The sequence below is a fragment of the Streptomyces sp. NPDC101191 genome (assembly GCF_044767915.1).
Classification (GTDB): domain Bacteria; phylum Actinomycetota; class Actinomycetes; order Streptomycetales; family Streptomycetaceae; genus Streptomyces.
The window spans coordinates 52,806-71,901 of the sequence record NZ_JBIWOU010000001.1 but is presented as its reverse complement, the minus strand read 5'-3'; the positions used below and the strand labels follow the sequence as shown (position 1 = coordinate 71,901).

The window sequence follows — 19,096 nt, the reverse complement described above, 5'->3', positions numbered from 1 at the left end:
TCAGCCTTCCGCCGTCACTTCGCGAATTGCCGCGCGAATGTTCGGATAGGCACCGCACCGGCAGATGTTGCCGCTCATGAACTCGCGGATGTCATCCTCCGAGTTCGCACGTCCCTCCGCGATGAGGCAGACCGCGGACATGATCTGCCCCGGCGTGCAGTACCCGCACTGGAGGGCGTCGTGCCGGGCGAACGCCTTCTGCACGGGATGCGGCTCACCGTCGACCGCGAGCGATTCCACGGTCGTGATCTCGCGTCCTTCGTACTGGGCGGCGAGCGCGAGGCAGGACACCACCCGCTTGCCGTCGACCACGACGGTGCAGGCCCCGCACGCGCCCTGGTCGCAGCCCTTCTTCGCCCCGGTCAGTCCCAGATGGTCCCGCAGGGCGTCGAGCAGCGTGACCCGAGCGTCGAGCCGGAGCCGGTGGGACGTGCCGTTCACATCGAGGATGACGTCGACCTCGGGCGGGGTTTCCGGCCGCTCCTTCCCCGTCGACCGTTCCCCGGCGTCCACTTGTTTCATGGCGTCTCATTTCCGAGCTCGTCGGGACCATCTTTCAGCGAGAGGAACGCAGAAGGGATCGATTCTCGGCGAGGCCACTCACGTGTCACGAATACACCGCACGGCCGCGCCGGCGTTGCGCCGCGGGGCTCCCATCACACGCCGCCACGCTAATGCCGTCCAAATGCGCTCGCATCTGTTGGCACACGGGCTGGCACGCGTTCACCCGTGCGGCCCTCCCCGGGCGCCGACCCCACAGTGGGTATCAGTGGGTGGGGCGGTGACGGGGCGCAGCGCCGTCCTGGCCCCGGTCCAGGCCCCCGGCGGCCCCGCGACCGTTGATGGTGGCGCTGCCCGACGTATCAACGGGGAAGGCCCATGGAACGGGCCATCAGCGCGTCGAAGGCGCGGTCGGGCAGGAAGCGTCGCAGGCCGATGAGGGGACGTGCGCCGAAGCCGACGGCGTAGCGGGTCTTGGGCCGGCGTGCCGTGACGGCCTTGCCGATGGCGTCGGCGATGACGGTGGGCGGGGACATCCGCTTGACCATGGTCTCGGAGCGCAGGGAGGCGGCGACGGCCTCGGCCTGGTCGGAGTAGGCGCCCGAGGCGGAGGACTTCTCCAGGTGGTCGGCGGCGATGCCGCTCCACTCGGTGCGGATGCCGCCGGGCTCGATGACGACGACGTCGATACCGAAGGGCTTGGCTTCGATCCGCAGGCAGTCGCTGAGGGCTTCGAGGGCGAACTTGGTGCCGTGGTACCAGCCGCCCAGCGGGGTGTAGATCTTCCCGCCCATCGAGGTGATGTTGACGACCGTCCCGCTGCGCCGGGCACGCATGTGAGGCAGGACGAGCTGGGTCAGGCGGACGGCGCCGAAAACGTTGACGTCGAACTGGCGGCGAGCCTCGTCCTGCGAGACGTCCTCCAGGGCGCCGTACGAGCCGTATCCGGCGTTGTTGACCAGGACGTCGATGCGACCGGTCTCGGAGACGATCCGGTCGACTCCGCTGCGCATGGAGTCGTCGTCGGTGACGTCCATCGCCAGAGGGCGGACGCCGCGCTCGGCGAGCTTCCGCAAACGGTCGGTGCGGCGGGCCGCCCCGTACACGGTGTAACCGAGGCCGATCAGCTTGAGGGCGGTCGCCTCGCCGATGCCGGAGGAGGCACCGGTCACGAGAGCGGTCTTGGTGGTGGTCATGGGATTCCTCATATTCAGGACGTTGTGGGGGCGCTTCGGACCGGTGACCAGGACGCTCCTGTTCATGGCCGTCTCCGCTCCTGCGCCGTGTCCACCACTGCGGTGGTTCGCGGCTTCCACGCTAGGCGGAGATTCACGACGAGGAACTAGCGGAAGACGCCTTCCCCCTTGCCGTTCACGCCAAGGATTGATGGCGTCTTCTGCGGGTCGAATGGCGCGTACGGCGTCCCGGCCGCCGTATGCGGAGTCCTACCGTGAAGGCATGGCATCGAAGCAGTTCACCCTTGACCCCGGGACCCGTGCTCTCCTGCACGATCTGGGGATCTCCATCGCCCGCGTGCTGCGGCGGGCACAGCTCCCGGCCGGCCTCTTCGCCCACGGCACGGCGGTCACGATGACGACCGAGGAGTACTACCGGTTCTGGGAGGCGCTGGACGCCGAGTCCGCGGACCCCGACCTGGCGGTGAGAATCGGGCGCGCCCTGTCCGTCGAGGCGTTCAACCCGCCGATCTTCGCGGCGCTGTGCAGCGCGGATCTGCGCACCGCGGCCGACCGCATCGCCACGTTCAAGCCGCTCATCGGCCCGGTGAACCTCAAGGTCACCTACGACCACACGGGGCTGACGATCGCCATTCACTGGCCCGAAGGACCGCCGCCACCGCCACTGCTCGTCACCGCCGAGCTCGCGTTCTGGGCGGCGCTGGCACGCATCGGCACGCGGCGCGAGGCGAACCCGACCCGCGTCACCATGCGCCGGGCACCGCAGCCCTCACCCGCGACGGCCTCGTACTTCGGAACGCAGATCCGCAAAGGCGAGGCCGATGCCGTCACCTTCTCCCCCGAGGACGCCTCACTGCCCTTCCTCACCGAGGACGAAGCCATGTGGAACTTCTTCGCACCGGAATTGCGCCGCCGCCTGTCCGAACTCGAAGCGTCCGCCACCACCGCCGACCGGGTGCGCGCCGCGCTCCACGAACGCCTGCCCGCCGGCGAGAGCTCGATCAACGCCATCGCCGCCCAGCTCATGCTCAGCCCCCGAACGCTTCAACGACAGCTCCAAACAGAGAACACCAGCTACCAAGCCGTCCTCAGCGACACCAGGGAGAACCTCGCCCGCCACTACCTCGCGGACCCGTCCCTCGCCACCTCCCAGGTCGCCTACCTCCTCGCCTACGACGACACCAACTCCTTCTACCGAGCCTTCCGCCGCTGGACCGGACTCACCCCGGAAGCCGCACGCAACGCCCGCTCCACCACATAGGACACGGACTTGGTCCCTGCAGGGCTTCTGGTTCACCGACGGTCTGTCCTGGAGGGCTTCAGCATGCCGTGCAGGGCCGGCACCTGACCGTGCCGCGGCTGGTGACTCTCTACCCGGATTCGTCACCAGGAACTCGACGATGTTGGATAGCGGCATGGTGAGACGCAAGAAGGAGAAGAAGAGGCGGCCCGCCTGGGGCATTCCGAAGGGGATCTTCCTGTCTGCGACGCCGGAAGGCTGGCGCACCAGCATCCTGACCGAAAGCGGAAATCTCTGCGGGCGGCTGAACGTGCCGATCAACACCGACCCGCAAGACGCGCGGGCCGCTGCGGCGGTGATGGTGACGGAACTCGCGCGCGACTTCCACGATATCGACGTCGAGGTGAGCTGGGATCCGCCCCAGGAGCCCTGGTCATGGACCGCCCAAGTCACTCTCTCCGCCGAAAATGAACCACCTTCGCCGGACTCTGAAGGCTGAACGGCGAGCTCAGGAGTAGAAGAGGCCCCGCTCGCGGCGGAGTTCGAAGCCGGCCCGGCCGAACATCCGGCGCTTGAGCATCCTGACCCGATTGACATGGCCTTCGACGACCCCTGAGTGCCACGGCTGCGAGAGCCCTGCGGTGACGGTGACGTTCTGCTGGCAGCCGCCGAGAGAGGCGCGCCACGGGGACAAGGAAGCAACGGGCAAAGAGGGTCTCATGCCGTGGACGGCGCGCTGCTGTCACTGCGTTGTCGTTGGCGGTGTTTGCGCATGGAGACCTGGGAGCCGCAGCCGGTGCTGCAGTACAGCCCTCCTCCGTTGCGGGTGCGGTCGAAGAACCCGAAATGGCATGGGGGATTCCGGCAGGCTTTGATGCGTCCCCAGTCGCTGCTCTGAGCAAGCGTCGTCACCGCGGCCAGTACGGTGCCGAACACGCCCGGCACACCGGTCTGCGGCGAGGCGAGTTCTGCGCCGCCGGCCGTCACCACGGTCGCCAGAGGGTAGAGCGACCCGACACGTCGCAGGTGCCGCTCGGCGTGCAGCAGCGGCTCGCCCAGGCTCTTCTCGTCGCCCGAGTGCGCGAGCAGCAGGGCCACCAGGGCGTCACGCAGCTCACGCGCGACCGCGGCGTCCGCGTCGGTCGCCACGGTGTCGCCGTCGAACTCGTCGCGCTCCGCCAGCCACGCCGCGAACGAGCGCCCGCCCTCGAACAGCTCTCGGCGGCCCGATCCGTCCGCGCGCGTGTTCACGAACGCGAGAACGGTCTCCACCGTCGATGACACGGTGCGCGGGCTGGGCTTGGGGGATTCGGATGCCGCACTGCTCATAGGCCCACTCTACATCAGTGCAATCGGCGCTAATCCTCCTAGGGAGCAACCACGGCCCAGCCCAGCGTTGACGCGTTGCGAGCTAACGCCTTATGGTCGCAACATGAATAGATCACTCAACCAGCAGCCCCAGCCCCGCACCTGGCTGATCACCGGCGCGACGTCCGGTATCGGCCGCGAACTGACGCTCCAGGCGCTGGAGCACGGCGACACCGTCTCGGCCCTCGCCCGCGACACCTCCTCCCTGGACGAACTGGCGCAAGCGCACGGTGAGCGCCTGCTGCTCATCCCGGCGGACGTACGTGACGAGCAGGCCGTCCGGGCCGCGGTGGACGGCACGCTCGCACGCTTCGGCCGCATCGACGTCGTGGCCAACAACGCGGGATACGGACTGTTCGGAGCCGTCGAAGAGGCCTCCGACGCACAGGTGCGTGCCGTGTTCGACACCAACGTCATGGGGGTGCTCAACGTGCTCCGCGCCACGCTGCCGGTGCTCCGCGCCCAGCGGTCCGGCCACGTCCTCCAGGGCTCGTCCGTCTACGGGCAGTCCGCCCACCCCGGCGTGGGCCTGCTGGCCGCCACCAAGTACGCGGTCGAGGGACTGTCGGACGCGCTCGCGGCCGAGGTCGCACCGCTTGGCATCAAGGTCACCGTCATCCAGCCCGGAATGACCGCGACTCCCTTCCTCGCCAACCTCGACGTCGCGGTCGGCCTCTCCGACTACGACCAGACCGTCCGAGAGGTCCACAAGGCCATCGGAGAGCTGCCGGCGTCCGCGTTCTCCGCCGCCGCGCGGATCGCCGAAGGCATCCGGGTCGCGGTCGACAGCCCCAACCCTCCGCTGCGCCTCGCCCTCGGCACCGCCAGCGCGACGGCCATGCGCCCCGCTCTGGAGGCACGGATCGCTGACCTGGACAGCTGGCAGAACGTGACCGACGCCGTCGACAGGTAGCACGCCGGGTGGAGGTCGATCCGATGGCCCATGTCACATTGCCCGTGTCGAACTAGATCCTCTGCGCACACCGGTACGACGGCCTCGCGCCGGCACCACTCCGTCTCAGCGCGCCGTCGTACGCGGTCCCGGCGGGCCGATCCTTCGAGAACGCCATGGGCCCCTTCCGGGATGGAAGGGGCCCATGAAGCGCCTCAGCGGCTCAGAGTGAGTCAAGCCATCTCCGGGCGGCCGCTTTCTCCTGCCGTGGCGTCCTCGGATATCCCGCCGCCCATTCAGCCATGGCGCGAAGATCCTCGATCTCCGTGAATCCGGCCGCCACGACGGTGCGGATCGAGGACGTGGTCGAGCAGCAGAAGGCGGCGACGTCTCCGGTCACCGACAGCGCGGTGAACTCCGGTTCGCCGAGACCGCTGCCGAGAGCCGCGGCGGAGCCCGCGCCCACGAGATCCCAGGATTCGGCCAGCCGGACGCGCGCCCACCACAAGTCGCTTCCGCCCTCTTGGAGCGCGACGGAGACCAGGAACTCCCGCCCGTCCCCGAAGAGGCCGCCTTCGTGGCAGAGCTCGAACCAACTCGTGTTCGCCTTGGCGAGGAAATCGGGAGTACCGCGGTCGACGAGCGAACGCGCCCATTCCCCGGACGACGGCTCGTATCCCGTGGCCATGTTGGCGAGCGGCGGCGGGATGAGGGGGAGTTCCAGATCCATCAGTTCCAGGAAAACCAGTCCGGCGGGGGCCAGTCGCCCAGCGTGGTCCATTGTTTCAACCCTTCTGGAGGACCTGTGAACGAAGCCCACCCATACATGGAAGAAGCAGTGCACGAAACCTCACGAGGGGTGCCGTGCACTGCTTCCCGTCTAACCTACTACCACTTGTAGATGCGTGGCGATCCGTAGTTGTGGACGCCGCCCCTCAGGGGGAACCAGGCGATCTGCCCGGTACCTGCGTTGACCATGATTCTGGCGTGGCTTCCGTTCCTGCCGTTCCAGTAGATCAGTGATCCGGCGGTGTCGTTACCCATCCAAGAGGCCCACTGGGACCGCTGCCGGGAATTGAGATCGCGTCCGTTGAAATGGTCGAGCCCGTCAGAGGCATCCCCGTGCCGTGCACGCATGTTGGGATTCGCCCGGTACTTGGCCACGAGGTCATGGATTTCCTCACCGGCCTCGAACCACTCCTGGAGATCGGCGTTGGCATCGCTTCTCTTCTTGACCGCGGCGTCGGAATAGTGATCGTCAGGCGTCCATGTGCTGGTCGCCTTGCCTTCGATCTGGTCGCCCTCGGTCGGGCACGAGTCGTTGTGGACGAGGGTCGGGGTCGCGCCCGCCAGCACGTAGTACGTGTGAAGATCGCCGACCGTGAGGTTGTGGACGCGCTTCTGCTGGGTCCAGCGCCTGACCTCGGTGACCTGGACCCAGGTCCCGGACGAGGTGCGGAGCCACTCGCCGGCCCTGAGGTCCGTGGCCTTCTGCCACTTGTGCAGAGACGGAACCCAGAAGGGGTGACCGTCGGTCGCGGTGATCTTCTCCTTGGCGTCACCCTTCGTGCCGTCGGTGTCGATCGTGATCTCGACGAGGTTCTTCTGCCCCTCGCCGATGATCCTGGCGACGACGGGCTTGGCCTGCGTGGCGCCCGACGTCTCGTCGGTGGCCATGACCTCGTCACCGAGCCGGACCTCGTCGATGGCCTTCGAGGTGCCGTCGGCCATCAGGACCCGGGTGCCCGGCACGAAGCTGTTGCAGCCACTCGAACCGCCGCTGTCGGTCTCCTTGCCGCCCGACTTCTTCGGCTCGTCCGCCTTCTTCGACTCCGCGGACTTCGACGACTTGCCGTCGCCGTCCGCGTTCTTCGCCTTCTGCGCCGAGGACTTGCCCTGCTTCGCCGCCGTCGCTGCGGCCTCGTCGGCCTTCTTGGCGGCTGCGGCTGCGGCCTCCTGGGCGGCTCTGCGGGCCGCCGCGGCCTCTTCCTCCAGTTTTCTCGCGCGTTCGGCAGCTTCTTCGAGTTGGCGCTTCCATTCGGCCAGGTCCTCGGCGTACTTGGCCATGGCCTGCTGGTACCGCTCGACCTTGCGCATGATGTCGCGCGCCAGGGCGAGCTTCGAGGCCCAGCTGTTGAACGCCTCCCAGGCGCGGTCGAGCGCCTTGAGGATGCGCTTGGCGCGGCCCGCGAAGGGCAGCGCCGCGTCGAGCGCCAGACCGGCGCAGGCCCAGCCGTCACCGCCGAGGCAGGCCTTGATGTCGTTGTAGCCCGAGACGTCCTTGAGGATGCCCACGGCGACTTCGAGAGCCACGTCCAGCGCGCTCTTGCCCTGGATCATCCGGGCCCAGGCTTCCTCCGCCGCCGTGAAGTCCATGACGGGCATCACGGGCGGTGCGATCGAAAGCCCGCTCGGATCGCTGTACGTCACCGGCGAGTTGTTCGCGTAGGCGTACGGGTTCATCTGCTTGGGCTCGTTGAAGTCGACCACGGGGTCGACCGACAGGAACCGGCCCGTCGTCGGGTCGTACTCGCGCGCGCCCAGGTGGACCAGCCCGGTGGACTCGTCGATGTCGCCACCGACGAAGCCCTTCTTGCCCGGCCACACGGACGGCGCCGTGCCGCGGACCTCGCCGAACGGGGTGAACTTGCGGCGCGTGATGGCCGAGGTCGAGGCGTCCACGGCCGTGGTGGCCGTGCCGTTCTGGTCGCCCATCAGGTACGACGTGGTGATCACGCCGTCCTTGGCCGTCCTGACCATCACCGGTCCCGCCGGGTGGGCGTAATACCGCGTGCCCTCCAGCTTGCCCGCCGGCGTCAGCTTGACCTCGGTGCCCGGCAGGTACAGCGTGGTGCCGGTCTTGTCGCGCTTGATCAGGCGGGCACCATCGGCGTCGTAGACGAACTCCGTCGTCTCGGTGCCCTTGGTGACCTTCTGGAGCTGTCCCGCGACGTCCCAGTCCAGCGTCTGCGTGTCGCCCTGGATGGTCCGGGTGCGGGTGTTGCCCGCCTCGTCGTACGTGTACGACTCGGTGCGTGAACCGCCCGGCCCCGTCGTGTCGACCCTCTGCAGCTGGTTGGCGCGGGCCTGGCCGGGGGTGCCGTAGGTGAAGACACGGGTGACGTCCTTCGCGGTGTCAGCCGTGGGGGAGTGCTGGACCTCCTTGGTGCGGTTGCCGGCCGCGTCGAAGCTGTACGAGGACCAGTACGGGTTGGGCCCGCCCACCGAGGGGGTGGAGCCGGGTCCGGCGGATCCGGGCTTGGCGGCGCAGTCGTCCGTGGCGGTCCACGCCTCGTTCATCCGGCGCAGGTAGTCGTAACCGAAGCACTGGACGTCGGTGGGACCGTCCGATCCCTCCTTGTCCGAGATCTTCAGGAGGTTGCCGACGTCGTCCCGCTCGAACGTCGTGTCGTTGATCCGGCTCGGTGACACCTCACGGTCGTTGACCGTCCGCAGCACCTCGCGGGTCTGCTCGTCGTAGAAATGGGTCGCGTAGACCTGCGAGCCGGCCGGTCCCGCCTCCGTTCGCAGCACGTCGCCCATCGGCGAGTAGTCGACCTTGCCGACGAACGCCTTCCCCCCGATGCCCATGACGGTGGGCAGCTCGAAGTGGTTGTACGTCTGCGTGGTGATCTCGCTGGGCAGACCACCGGCCGCCGGCTGCATGGTCCATGCGGGCAGACCGGTGTTCGGCCGGTACCCGCTGGAGAAGCTGTAGGTGCCGGCGAGCGCGCCCTCGGAGGCCGGGATGGTGATCTTCGACCCGGTCGGACGGTACTCGGTGTCGTAACCGGTGACCTCCTGCTTGTAGGCGTTGCCGCCCACGTACCGGGTCGAGGACACGGGCATGCCGATGGCGCCGGGCAGCGTGTCGTACGTGGTCGACGTCAGCGTCGGACCCGTGACCGAGCCCTCGTGCGTGGCGACGATCCGGCCCAGCGCGTCGTACTCGGGGGCGACGGTCTTGCCGCGGGCGTCGGTCATGGACTCCAGACGGTCGCCCTTGCCGAACTTCGCGGTCGTCTCGCCCTTCTCGGGATCCGACTGCTTCGTCTGGCGACCGCGGATGTCGTACTCGAACGCCCACCGATCACCGGCCTGGTCGACGACCGACTCCAGCTCCCCGCGCCGGTTGTACGAGTACCGCGTCGCGTCGTAGGCACCCGTCGGCGAGTCCGCCTTGAAGAAGCGCAGCTCCGTCTTGCGGCCGGCGCCGTCCAGGAACGCACGGGTCGGGGTCTCGCCCTTCGGCGGGTCGACGGTGATGTTGTCGCCGCCGTACGAGGTCGTGGTCCGGGAGGTCTCCACGCCGAACTTGCGGGAGATCTGCGCGGTCGTACGCCCGGAGCCGTCGTACAAGGTCATCGTCGAGGACGGGACCTCGTTGTCCTTCGGGGCCCACTGGACGCCCGAGGCCGCCCCGTCGGTGTAGTAGGCGCCGTTGCTCTTCCAGACCTGGCCGAGGCTGTTGTAGAAGGTGTCCGAGATGATCCGGCCACCGCCCAGCGCCTCCATCTGGGTCTGGCGGATGCGCAGGCTCGCGTCGTAGATGTCGTAGCTGGTGCGGTAGGTGCCGTCGTCCAGGAGGGCCTTGTTGGTGATGACCACCGGGCCGTCCGTGCGGACGTCGTACGAGAACTCGCCGTCGGGCGACTTGCTCAGCGGGTCGCGGTCCGGGGACCAGACCTTGAGGAGCCGGCCGAGCGCGTCGTACCGCATGACCTGCTTGCGGCCGTTGACGTCCGTCTCGGTCAGGACCGAACCGCGGCCCTGGTCCGTCTCCGTGGTCTTGGTGTGACCCAGCGGATTGGTGGTGACGACCTTGTTGACGATCTGCCCGGACGAGGGGGTGTAGGCAGTCCGGGTGACCTTGCCGAAGACGTCCGTGGTGGCCGTAGGGCGGCCGTAGGCGTCGTACTCGGCGCTGCCGTTCGTCGTGTAGACCGGGCTGCCGTTCGCGTAGTCCGACAGCGACTCCGTCGACTGCACGTTGCCCGCCGCGTCGTAATGCATCCGCACGTCGGACGTCACGTCCGCCGGGCGGGACACGTTCGTCGCGTCACACGCCTTCGCGACCGACTCCACCCGCTTCTGCCGTGCGATGATCCAGCGCGCCGGGTCCTCGTCGTACTCGTAGCGGGTGCAGCTGTCGTCCGACGGGTCGGCGGTGTCGCCGCGGTTCGAGACCGACTGGGCGAAGCCGCGGGCGTCGTACTCCGTGTGCATCGCGGTGCGACGCCAGCCGCGGCCGTCGGAGAGGAGGATGCGGGAGGCGACGTCCGACGTCTGCTGGACGTAGGACTCCTGCGGCTCTATGTCCTCCTCCGGCACCGCGCCCTTGCGCAGCCGGGTCGCGGTGGGGCCGTGCAGCCACGGGGTGTACGTGGTGGCCGCCTCCAGCGGGCCGCCCTCTCCGTCGTACGCCAGGACCTCGCGGGTCTGGCCGGCGAAGAGGCGGTGGTCCGGGATCTCGTTGCCCTCGGAGTCCTTGACCTTGACCGACCTGGTGCCGCCGGCCGGCGTCGCGCGGTCGCCGTCGAGGCCGCGGAAGAAGAGCGCCTCCGTCTGCGAGCGCCGGTCCGGCGCCACGCCGATGTAGGTGCGGACCCGCTCGTAACCGCGCCACTGGGACCAGGTGCGGGTCTTGGGCCGCATCATCTCGGTCTCGTCGTCGTACGCCCATGCGGGGTCGCCGACGAACTCGTACTCGGTGCGCCGCGTCGGCGAGTTGCCGTTGCGGTCCTCCTCCTGGACCCAGTCCACCACGTGCTTGTGGAACCAGTCCGTGACGTACAGCTTGCGCTCGCGCGCCGGGTCGTTCGGGTCCGGGATCTCCGAGATCACCGGGTAGCAGCGCATCTTGTTCGTCTCGGGCGACGAGGGCAGCGCGCCGGCGGAGCACTGGGTGGCGGCGTAGTGCGCCAGGATCGTCGAGCCGGTCTCCGTGTCGATGGCCTCGACGCGGTAGCGCTTGTACGGCGGCTTGCCGTCCGAGGCGCCGTCGACCCGGTTGTCGAGCTGCTTGCCGCGGAACTTCACGGGCGGCAGGGGCAGGTCGGAGCCGTTGCGGCCGGTGTGCCGGATCTCGGACAGCCACAGCGGGTAGTCCGTGCCGTCACCGGTCATCGGGAAGTCCTGGGTGAGCTTCCAGGTGTCGACCGGCTTGCGCGCGGTGCCGTTCCAGACCGTGGTGGTGACCTCGGTCAGGCGCTTGCGGGTGAAGAAGGTCGGGGTGAACCGGCCCTTGCACTCCTCGCCCGAGGCGCACAGCTGGTCGCCGGGGGTGTCCGGCCACTGCTTGGCGATGCTCCAGTCGACCTCCGGCTTCAGCTTGGCCGGGGCGCAGTCGAAGTCGGCCGTGACCAGGCAGCGTTCGGCGACCTCGAAGTCCACCTGGGCCGGGGGCTCGGCGAACAGGGCGTCACTGCGCAGGCCGTACGCGATGTGGTCCAGCCAGCCGGAACGGTCGTACGGGCGCGCGGTCGAGCCGCCCGCGATCTGGTAGTTCGAGCCGTAGTGGTTGGTCTCCTTCTCGTACCAGTACGTCATGGCGTTGCCGCGCGGGTCCACGACGTAGTCGAGGTTCCAGCGGTACACCTGGTCGCACACGGCGTTGGCGAAGGTGGCGTTGTAGCAGGGCTCTCCGGGGTGGTTGCCGTAGACCGGCACCGTCCAGGCGGAGTTGGTGACGGGCTTGCCCGTGGTCCAGCCGGGGACCTTGTTCAGGCCGAAGTAGAACTGGATGCCCTGGGGGTTGGTGAACCGCCAGTGGTCACCCTCCTTGTCACCGTTCTGTGCGCCCTGCAGCAGTTCGACGCGCGAGCCGTCGTCCTTGGCCGGCCGCCAGGTCTTCGTGGCGTCGTCCAGGACGAGCTGCGTGGAGCCGCCGTTGAGGGACAGGGTGACCATCGGGGCGCCGTGGCAGAGGTCGCCGGTGTCGTCCTTCGGGTTGTTGTACCCGGAGTTGGGGCGCTTGTCCTGGCTGCAGGGGACGTAGGACCGCTCGATGAAGTTCGAGGCCAGGTCCCAGCCGTCGCCGACCCACGAGGTCTGCTGCGCGGACGCCGAGGTCCGGCCGTCGAGGGTCGAGCTGGAGTATCCCAGCGTCAGCGACGGGCTGGGGCCGCCGAGCGAGGCGGGGATCTCCAGCGGGTACGACCAGGAGAAGTCGCCCGCGGAACCGCCGGCCTGCCAGGAGCCGGAAGGGTTCAGCGAGGTGGCCTTGTACGTACCGTTGGCGCCGTCCGCGCCGGCGGTGGCCGCCAGGGTCACGGACTGGGTGCCGGTGGTGGCCATCGAGCGGAGCGCGCCGCTGCCGGCGGTCGTGGTCCGCTGGGCCGGGGCGTCGAACGTGGCGACGAGCTTGCCGGTCTTCGGGTCGTTGACCGTGGTGACCGGGACGCCGCTGCGGCAGCCGGGCTTCTCCGGTGTGGTGAGGGCACAGGCCGGGAGCGCGGTGAAGCGCAGCCGCGAGCCCCATCCGCCGCCGTAGGCGTTCTTGAAGGCGGTGTAGTCGAGTTCGACCGAGACGGGCGCCGAGGAGTTGCCCGTGTCGGTGCGCTGGACCGACAGGAGCAGGCTGTTGGCGAGTCCGGCGCGTCGGGCTGCGGCCCGGTCCAGCAGGCCGACCTTCACCTTGACCGGGGCGGTGGTCGCCACGGTGCCGGGCTGCTTGACGGCGCGCGCGGCGGGGCCGCCCGCGGCGCGGGGCGGCAGCGCGGCGACGTTCACCGGCAGGGTGCCGGCCCGGACGGACCTGCCCGGCTTCGCGGGCTTGGCGGCCGCGCTGCCGAGGGCGCCGCGGGTGGCCGGATTCCGCTGCCCCGAGGGTGCGGACTCCGGGGCGGGGAGGGTGATCTCGGCGGTCCCGGCCTTGGGCCAGGCGATCGCCGGCGGGTTCTTCCAGCGCTTCCGCTGGGACTCGGCGGGCCCCGGCGCCGGCTTGCCGGTGACGGGCGCCCCGCCCACCTTGGTGAGCTTCTGCGTCCCCAGCAGGTTCAGGTCGGAGCGGGCAGCGGCCGCGTCCACGGCCGAGAGACCGGTGGCCATCAGGCTGACGGCCAGCAACGGTATCGGCCACCGCCAGGCACGCCTCAGAGGCGCACGCCAGGCGTGCGCCTTGGATCTTCTCAAGATTCGAACACTCCATGAGAGCACGATGAGAGAAGCGTGCATGTCATGATCACGCTTCAGCTGACGGCGCTGAACCTAACAGCGGAACCGGCGGGCGTCGAGGCGGCGCGTGACGAACTGCTTGAGGCATTGTCAGGGGTCGATGTCCTGGTCTTCTTGTAAAAAAGCGCAGTCGAGGAAGGAACGTGAGGCTCCGTCAATCCGGGCTCACATTGGGCATGGTGCGACATGCCCCGTGACCGGAACGCGTCACGCGAGGGCCTCCGCTGCTGCTACAAATAATCGAACGCGACGGCTGATCGTCGAGGTGGCCGGAAAGCGGTCGTCGACGAGCGGCCGGAACCACAGAACTCGGCCACCCGCCCCCGGTCGGCGGCCGACCCGACCCCGAGGACCCACTCAGTGAGACCCCACCCGACGCGCGCCCGCGTCGACGATCCACCACGCCGCCGCGGCACGGTCCGTGCCGCCGCCGGCACCGTGCTCGCCGCCCTGCTGCTCGGTACCGTGCCCGTCGCGGAGGCGGCCGCCGCCACCGGGACAGGCCCGGGCGGCACACCCACGGGCCGCGCCGCCGCGGACGCCTCCGCGCGCAAGGCCGACGCCGGCAAGAGCGCGGCGGACGCCGCCGTCCACACCAAGGCGGCCAAGGAGGCCAAGCGCACCGGCAAGTCGGTCGAACTGCCCTCCAAGCGCACCGAGACGGACGACGTCTGGGCCAACCCGGACGGCACGTTCACCCAGAACCACGCCCTGGCCCCGATCCGCGTCCTGCGCGGTGGGAAGCTCGTGGACGCGGACACCGGTCTCAGCCGGCAGAGCGACGGACGGATCGCCCCCCGCGCCACCCGCGTCGGGCTCACCTTCTCCGGCGGCGGCAACACCCCGCTGGTCACCATGCGCAAGGACGGCCGGGACCTCTCCCTGACCTGGCCCAAGCCGCTGCCCGCCCCGCGGGTCGAGGGCGACAGCGCCACGTACCCCGAGGTGCTGCGCGGCGTCGACCTGCGGGTCACCGCCGACGTCACCGGCTTCTCGCACCAGCTCGTCGTCAAGAACCGCGCCGCCGCCGACAACCCAGCCCTCGCCTCGCTCGACTTCGGGCTCAAGGGCAAGGGCGTGAGCCTTCGCAAGGAGGCCAACGGCGAGCTGCGGGCGCTCGACCCCGCCGGCAAGACGCTGTTCAGCGCCGGCAAGCCGCAGATGTGGGACTCCGGTGCCGAACAGCCGGTCGTGCAGGCCACCGCGCCGCGTACGGCAGCCGCCAAGCGGGCCGCCGCGGTGGCCGACCCGGTGCCGGCCGTCGACGGCATCTCCATCGGCACCCGCCAGGCCGACCTCGGTGTCGCGCTGAAGGGCTCCACCCTCACGCTCACGCCCGACCGCAAGCTGCTGACGGCCCCCGGCACGAAGTACCCCGTCGTCATCGACCCGATCTGGCGTGACGACTGGAAGTCCGCGTGGACGCTCGCCTACAAGCACAACTCCTTCCCGAACTCGCCGAACACCAACTACTGGAACGGCGGCACGCTCAGCAAGGAAGCCCGCGTCGGCTGCGCCAAGGACTCGGCCAACAACTACGCGGTCGTCTGCGCGAAGACCTTCTTCCAGGTCGGCACGGGAGCCCTCTGGGACAAGCAGATCCTGTCCTCCACCTTCCGCATCCAGCAGAAGTACGCCGGCTCCTGGAGCTGCCAGTCCGGTGACGTGCAGATCTGGGACACCGACGGCATCGGCACCTGGGTCACCTGGAACAACCAGCCCAAGTGGAAGCGTCTGGTCGACTCCTCCGGCCAGTCCTTCGGCGGCCGCAACTGCCCCGGCGACGGCGACACCATCGAGCTCAACGTCACCTCCGCGGTCGCTGACGCGGCCCGCTGGCACTGGCCCGCCTGGACCATGGGTCTGAAGTCCGCCACCGACACCGTCGACGTGTCGTGGCGCAAGATGAACCCGGACAGCGCCCGCGTCTCCACCCAGTACAACACCGTGCCGAACTCCATAGGCGAGCGTGGCTCCGACCCCTCGGTGCCCTGCGGCGGCGGGATGATCGGCACGACCGACGAGGTCGTGCTTCGCGCCCGGGTCTCGGACGCCGAGGACGGCTCACTCCGCGCCGAGTTCAACTACTGGAACGACCAGGACTACTGGGGCACCATCAAGCGCCCCCAGGTGTGGGTCGCCAACGGCAACGTCGCCCAGGTGCGCATCCCCGCCTCCGAACTCCCCACCGGCACCTACCGCTGGGACGTCCGCGGTCTCGACGACTACGCGGCCGGCCCCTGGGCGGGCCAGTGCATCTTCAGCATCGACGCCACCCGGCCCGGACACCCGCCGAAGGTGAGCTCGACGCAGTTCCCCGAGAACGAACCCGACAGCACCTCCCAGGCACGTATGAAGGGCGTCTTCACCTTCAACGCGAACGGCGAGTCGGACGTCGTGAAGTACCAGTGGTGGACCGAGTCCGACCCCAAGGTGCGTGAGGCCGTGACGGCGACGCCCGGCGGCGACGCGACGGCCGAATACACCCCGTACACGACCGGCCCGCAGACCCTGTTCGTCCGCAGCCTCGACGCGGCGGGCAACCGGTCCGACCTCAAGGCGTACCTCTTCTACGCCAAGCGCAAGCCGACCCGCGACAAGCCCGGTGACCTCAACGGCGACGACACCGTCGACATCTGGAGCGTGGACCCGGGCTCCGGCGAGCTGTGGATGCACCCCGGCAAGGGCAACGGCACCTTCGACCTGTCCAGGAAGCTCGACCGCGGCTCCTTCGCCGACGCCGTCTCGCTGTCCCACCGCGGCAGCTGGAACAGCGACTACTACGAGGACCTCGTCGCCCTGCGCCCGTCGCCCGACGGCAGCCGCAAGGACCTGATCGTCTACCCGGGCAGCGGCAACGGCGACCTGCAGCCGATCGACGCAAACCGCATCCCGCTGGCCACCGCCATGACCGAGAACGACCACTGGGCCCAGGCGGACCAGGCCGTCGTCATCGGCAGCGTCGACGACGACAACGGCAGCGGCACGGTCGACGACGCCGACCAGCCCGACCTGCTCGTCAAGACGGGCGCGGAGCTGTATCTCTACCTCGGCTCGACGGATCCCTACCTCGACGTCACGGAGAAGGGCTTCCGCCCGCCGATCCTGCTCGGCAATGCCGACTGGCAGAACATGAACCTGATCGCTCCCGGCGACCTCAACGGCGATTCACTGCCGGAGGTCTGGGCCCGGGACAAGGCGACCGGCAAGATCCACCAGTACACCAGCCGCCGGACGACGGACCCGTCCGCGACCACCGTCGCCGACCTCGCCGTCTTCGCCGACACCGCGGTCCGCTCCACCTCGATCGCCACCGGCTTCCCCGGTGGCACCCTGCCGCAGCTGGAGAGCAACGGCGACTTCGAGGGCGACGGCTACGCCGACCTGTGGTCGCGCAACGCCTCGGGGGAGATCACCGAATACCCGGGCCGCGCAGCGAGCGCCGGATCGGTCTTCGGCGCCGGCCGCCGCCTCGTGCTCGGCGGCACGCCCTGGTCCGAGTGCCGGAGCTTCACCTCCGGCGCGACCGGCACGCACACCGTGTGTGGACCGATCCTCGCCAAGTACCTGGCGAAGGGCGGCCCGGGCGGCTGGGGCTACCCGACCACCGACGTCCTGGTCCCGCCGGACGGCGAGGGCCGCTACGCCCACTTCCGCGCCAACGGCGTCAACGCGGACAACGCCTCGATCTACTGGCACCCGACGACGGGTGCATGGATGGTCCAGAACGGCATCCGCGACTACTGGAACTCGCTCGGCGCCGAGAAGAGCTTCCTCGGCTACCCGACCTCCGACGAGTCGACCACGTTCGAAAGCGACGCCTGGGTCACCACCTTCCGCGGTTCCGGTGGCGACGGCGCCATCTACTGGACGTACGACTTCGGTGGCCGCTCCGTCCACGGCACCATCTACAAGAAGTACCTGGCGCTCGGCGGTCCGTCCGGCTTCGGCTACCCGACCACCGACGAGAGCAACGTCGACGACGGCATCGGCCGCTACAACCACTTCCGTCGCCGCGGTGAGACCTCTGACAGCCGCTCCATCTACTGGACCACGACCACGGGCCAGGCCTGGGCGGTGTGGGGCAGCATCCGCAACAAGTGGATCGAGCTCGGCGCCGGCAAGAGCTGGCTCGGCTACCCGCAGTCCGAGGAGTACGACGTCGCGGGCGGTCCGCGGACCGACTTCCAGAACGGCTACATCCGCCACAACCGCTACACCGGCGCCACCAACGAGCACCACTGGGGCGACCGCACCGACAGCTTCCGCAAGGAACTGGCGGGTGACTTCAACGGCGACGGACGCTCGGACCTGGCCACCGTCTACGACTACGGCGCCGACGCCATGCAGGTGTACACCCACCTCGCCAGAACGGACGGCGGCTTCGCCGCCCCGAAGGTCGCTCACACCAACCCCGCATGGACCTGGCGGGTCTCCCAGTCGCAGTGGGTGTCGGGTGACTTCAACGGCGACGGCCGCGACGACCTGGCCGCGCTGTACGGCTACGGCGACGGCGCCAACGGCATGTTCACCTTCCTGGGCCAGGCCGACGGCACCTTCACCTCGCTCCAGCGCAGCGCGTACACGGCCCCCGGCAACTGGGACGCGGCCAAGGGCAAGCTGGTCGCGGGTGACTTCAACGGCGACGGCCGGGACGACGTGGTCATGATGTACGACCACGGCAACAGCACGACCGGCGCCTACACGTTCCTGTCGAACGCGGACGGCTCGTTCAAGAACATCTTCGGCAGTTGGTGGTCCGGCGCGGGCACGTGGAACCAGAGCAGCGCCAAGTACGTGGCCGGCGACTTCAACGGCGACGGCAAGGACGACGTCGTGGGCGTGTACGGCTACGGCGACGGCGCGGTCTCCGCGTTCACGTTCCTGGGCAAGCCCGACGGCGGTGTCTCGCCGGGCGTGAAGTCGTGGACCCGTGCGCCCGGGCAGTGGGAGTGGTGGCGCAGCAAGGTCACCGCGGGCGACTACAACGGTGACGGCCGTGCCGACCTCGGCATCATGTACGACTACGGCTACGGCAACGCCTCACTGTTCACGCTGACCGCAAAGACCGACGGCGGCCTCAACGAGGACTTCCGCAGCTGGCAGGCACCTTCGGGCACCTGGCACGTCCAGGACGCGTCGTTCCCGGTCTCCGGCGACACCGACCACGACGGCCGCGACGACATCGCGATCATGTACAACGACAACCTCGGCACCACCGCGGCCCACACCTTCAAGGCCCGCACCGACGGTGGTTTCGACAACCCGCTGAAGAGCTGGCAGTCGCTGCCGGGCACCTGGTGACCCCGGCCTGACTCCCGCAAAACGAAACGTCGCCCTCCGGGACCATTCGGTCCCGGAGGGCGACTCCGTTGCGCAGGTCGATGCGTGCCGTTGCGTGACGCCCGGTGGGCGAGGGTCGAGCCGCTGCCGCCGGACCGCACTCCGAGGCGGGGCGGGCGGTGACGGGGCCACCGGCAGGTGACCGACGCGATCGCGCTCATGTACTCGCACCGGGACACCGTGGATGGGCCTGCGGGTTCCTGCCTGGCGCGGAGGGCTGTCCATCCGCGTGAAAGGGCGGGGGGGGGGGGGGGGGGCGCCCCCCCCCCCCCCCCCCCCCCCCCCCCCCACGGGAGATGAGGGGGTGGGGGGGGGGGGGAGGCAACCCACAAACCCCGGGGGCGCGGGGGGGGGGGGGCGAGAGCGGCAAAAAAAAACAAA

10 protein-coding genes are annotated in these 19,096 nt (G+C 69.4%); 4 read left to right on the top strand and 6 right to left on the bottom strand.

All coding sequences use genetic code 11. The features are described 5' to 3' along the window. Positions 1-522, bottom strand: a complete 522-nt coding sequence (locus ACIRQF_RS00310) for a (2Fe-2S)-binding protein (RefSeq protein WP_404087528.1) — start codon at positions 520-522, stop codon at positions 1-3. A 341-nt stretch (positions 523-863) separates the two neighbouring features. Then, on the bottom strand, positions 864-1,697 hold the full coding sequence (locus ACIRQF_RS00305; protein ID WP_404087526.1) for an oxidoreductase: 834 nt from the start codon (positions 1,695-1,697) through the stop codon (positions 864-866). A 262-nt stretch (positions 1,698-1,959) separates the two neighbouring features. On the opposite strand from ACIRQF_RS00305, the gene ACIRQF_RS00300 reads away from it, so the two are divergent. Continuing rightward, a complete protein-coding gene (locus ACIRQF_RS00300; RefSeq protein WP_404087524.1) occupies positions 1,960-2,958 on the top strand; it encodes an AraC family transcriptional regulator ligand-binding domain-containing protein in 999 nt (332 codons plus the stop codon). A 154-nt stretch (positions 2,959-3,112) separates the two neighbouring features. Continuing rightward, entirely contained in the window at positions 3,113-3,436 is a 324-nt protein-coding gene (locus ACIRQF_RS00295) for a hypothetical protein (RefSeq protein ID WP_404087522.1), read from the top strand. A 9-nt stretch (positions 3,437-3,445) separates the two neighbouring features. Here the strand turns inward: ACIRQF_RS00295 and ACIRQF_RS00290 are convergent, their stop codons facing one another. Beyond that, positions 3,446-3,631, bottom strand: a complete 186-nt coding sequence (locus ACIRQF_RS00290; protein ID WP_404089565.1) for a hypothetical protein — start codon at positions 3,629-3,631, stop codon at positions 3,446-3,448. Between the two features lie 23 nt (positions 3,632-3,654). Continuing rightward, positions 3,655-4,266: a CGNR zinc finger domain-containing protein gene (locus ACIRQF_RS00285; RefSeq protein ID WP_404087520.1), complete on the bottom strand. Its 612-nt coding sequence runs from the start codon at positions 4,264-4,266 to the stop codon at positions 3,655-3,657. Positions 4,267-4,369: 103 nt separating this feature from the next. Between ACIRQF_RS00285 and ACIRQF_RS00280 the strand changes: the two genes are divergently transcribed. After that, the gene (locus ACIRQF_RS00280) at positions 4,370-5,218 is read left to right on the top strand and encodes an SDR family NAD(P)-dependent oxidoreductase (protein WP_404087518.1); all 849 of its coding nucleotides are present in this window, start codon (positions 4,370-4,372) and stop codon (positions 5,216-5,218) included. Between the two features lie 202 nt (positions 5,219-5,420). Here ACIRQF_RS00280 and ACIRQF_RS00275 read toward each other — a convergent pair whose 3' ends face one another. After that, entirely contained in the window at positions 5,421-5,978 is a 558-nt protein-coding gene (locus ACIRQF_RS00275; protein WP_404087517.1) for a hypothetical protein, read from the bottom strand. Between the two features lie 107 nt (positions 5,979-6,085). Beyond that, positions 6,086-13,264, bottom strand: a complete 7,179-nt coding sequence (locus tag ACIRQF_RS00270) for a polymorphic toxin-type HINT domain-containing protein (RefSeq protein WP_404087516.1) — start codon at positions 13,262-13,264, stop codon at positions 6,086-6,088. Between the two features lie 468 nt (positions 13,265-13,732). On the opposite strand from ACIRQF_RS00270, the gene ACIRQF_RS00265 reads away from it, so the two are divergent. Beyond that, on the top strand, positions 13,733-18,676 hold the full coding sequence (locus ACIRQF_RS00265; RefSeq protein WP_404087515.1) for an FG-GAP-like repeat-containing protein: 4,944 nt from the start codon (positions 13,733-13,735) through the stop codon (positions 18,674-18,676). Positions 18,677-19,096 lie beyond the last annotated feature (420 nt).

Excerpts from the sequence above, each read along its gene's own strand:
- ACIRQF_RS00285 (WP_404087520.1), bottom strand. The coding sequence starts at position 4,266 with ATGAGCAGTGCGGCATCCGAATCCCCCAAGCCCAGCCCGCGCACCGTG.
- ACIRQF_RS00295 (WP_404087522.1), top strand. The coding sequence starts at position 3,113 with ATGGTGAGACGCAAGAAGGAGAAGAAGAGGCGGCCCGCCTGGGGCATT.
- ACIRQF_RS00305 (WP_404087526.1), bottom strand. The coding sequence starts at position 1,697 with ATGACCACCACCAAGACCGCTCTCGTGACCGGTGCCTCCTCCGGCATC.
- ACIRQF_RS00300 (WP_404087524.1), top strand. The coding sequence starts at position 1,960 with ATGGCATCGAAGCAGTTCACCCTTGACCCCGGGACCCGTGCTCTCCTG.
- ACIRQF_RS00310 (WP_404087528.1), bottom strand. The coding sequence starts at position 522 with ATGAAACAAGTGGACGCCGGGGAACGGTCGACGGGGAAGGAGCGGCCG.
- ACIRQF_RS00275 (WP_404087517.1), bottom strand. The coding sequence starts at position 5,978 with ATGGACCACGCTGGGCGACTGGCCCCCGCCGGACTGGTTTTCCTGGAA.
- ACIRQF_RS00280 (WP_404087518.1), top strand. The coding sequence starts at position 4,370 with ATGAATAGATCACTCAACCAGCAGCCCCAGCCCCGCACCTGGCTGATC.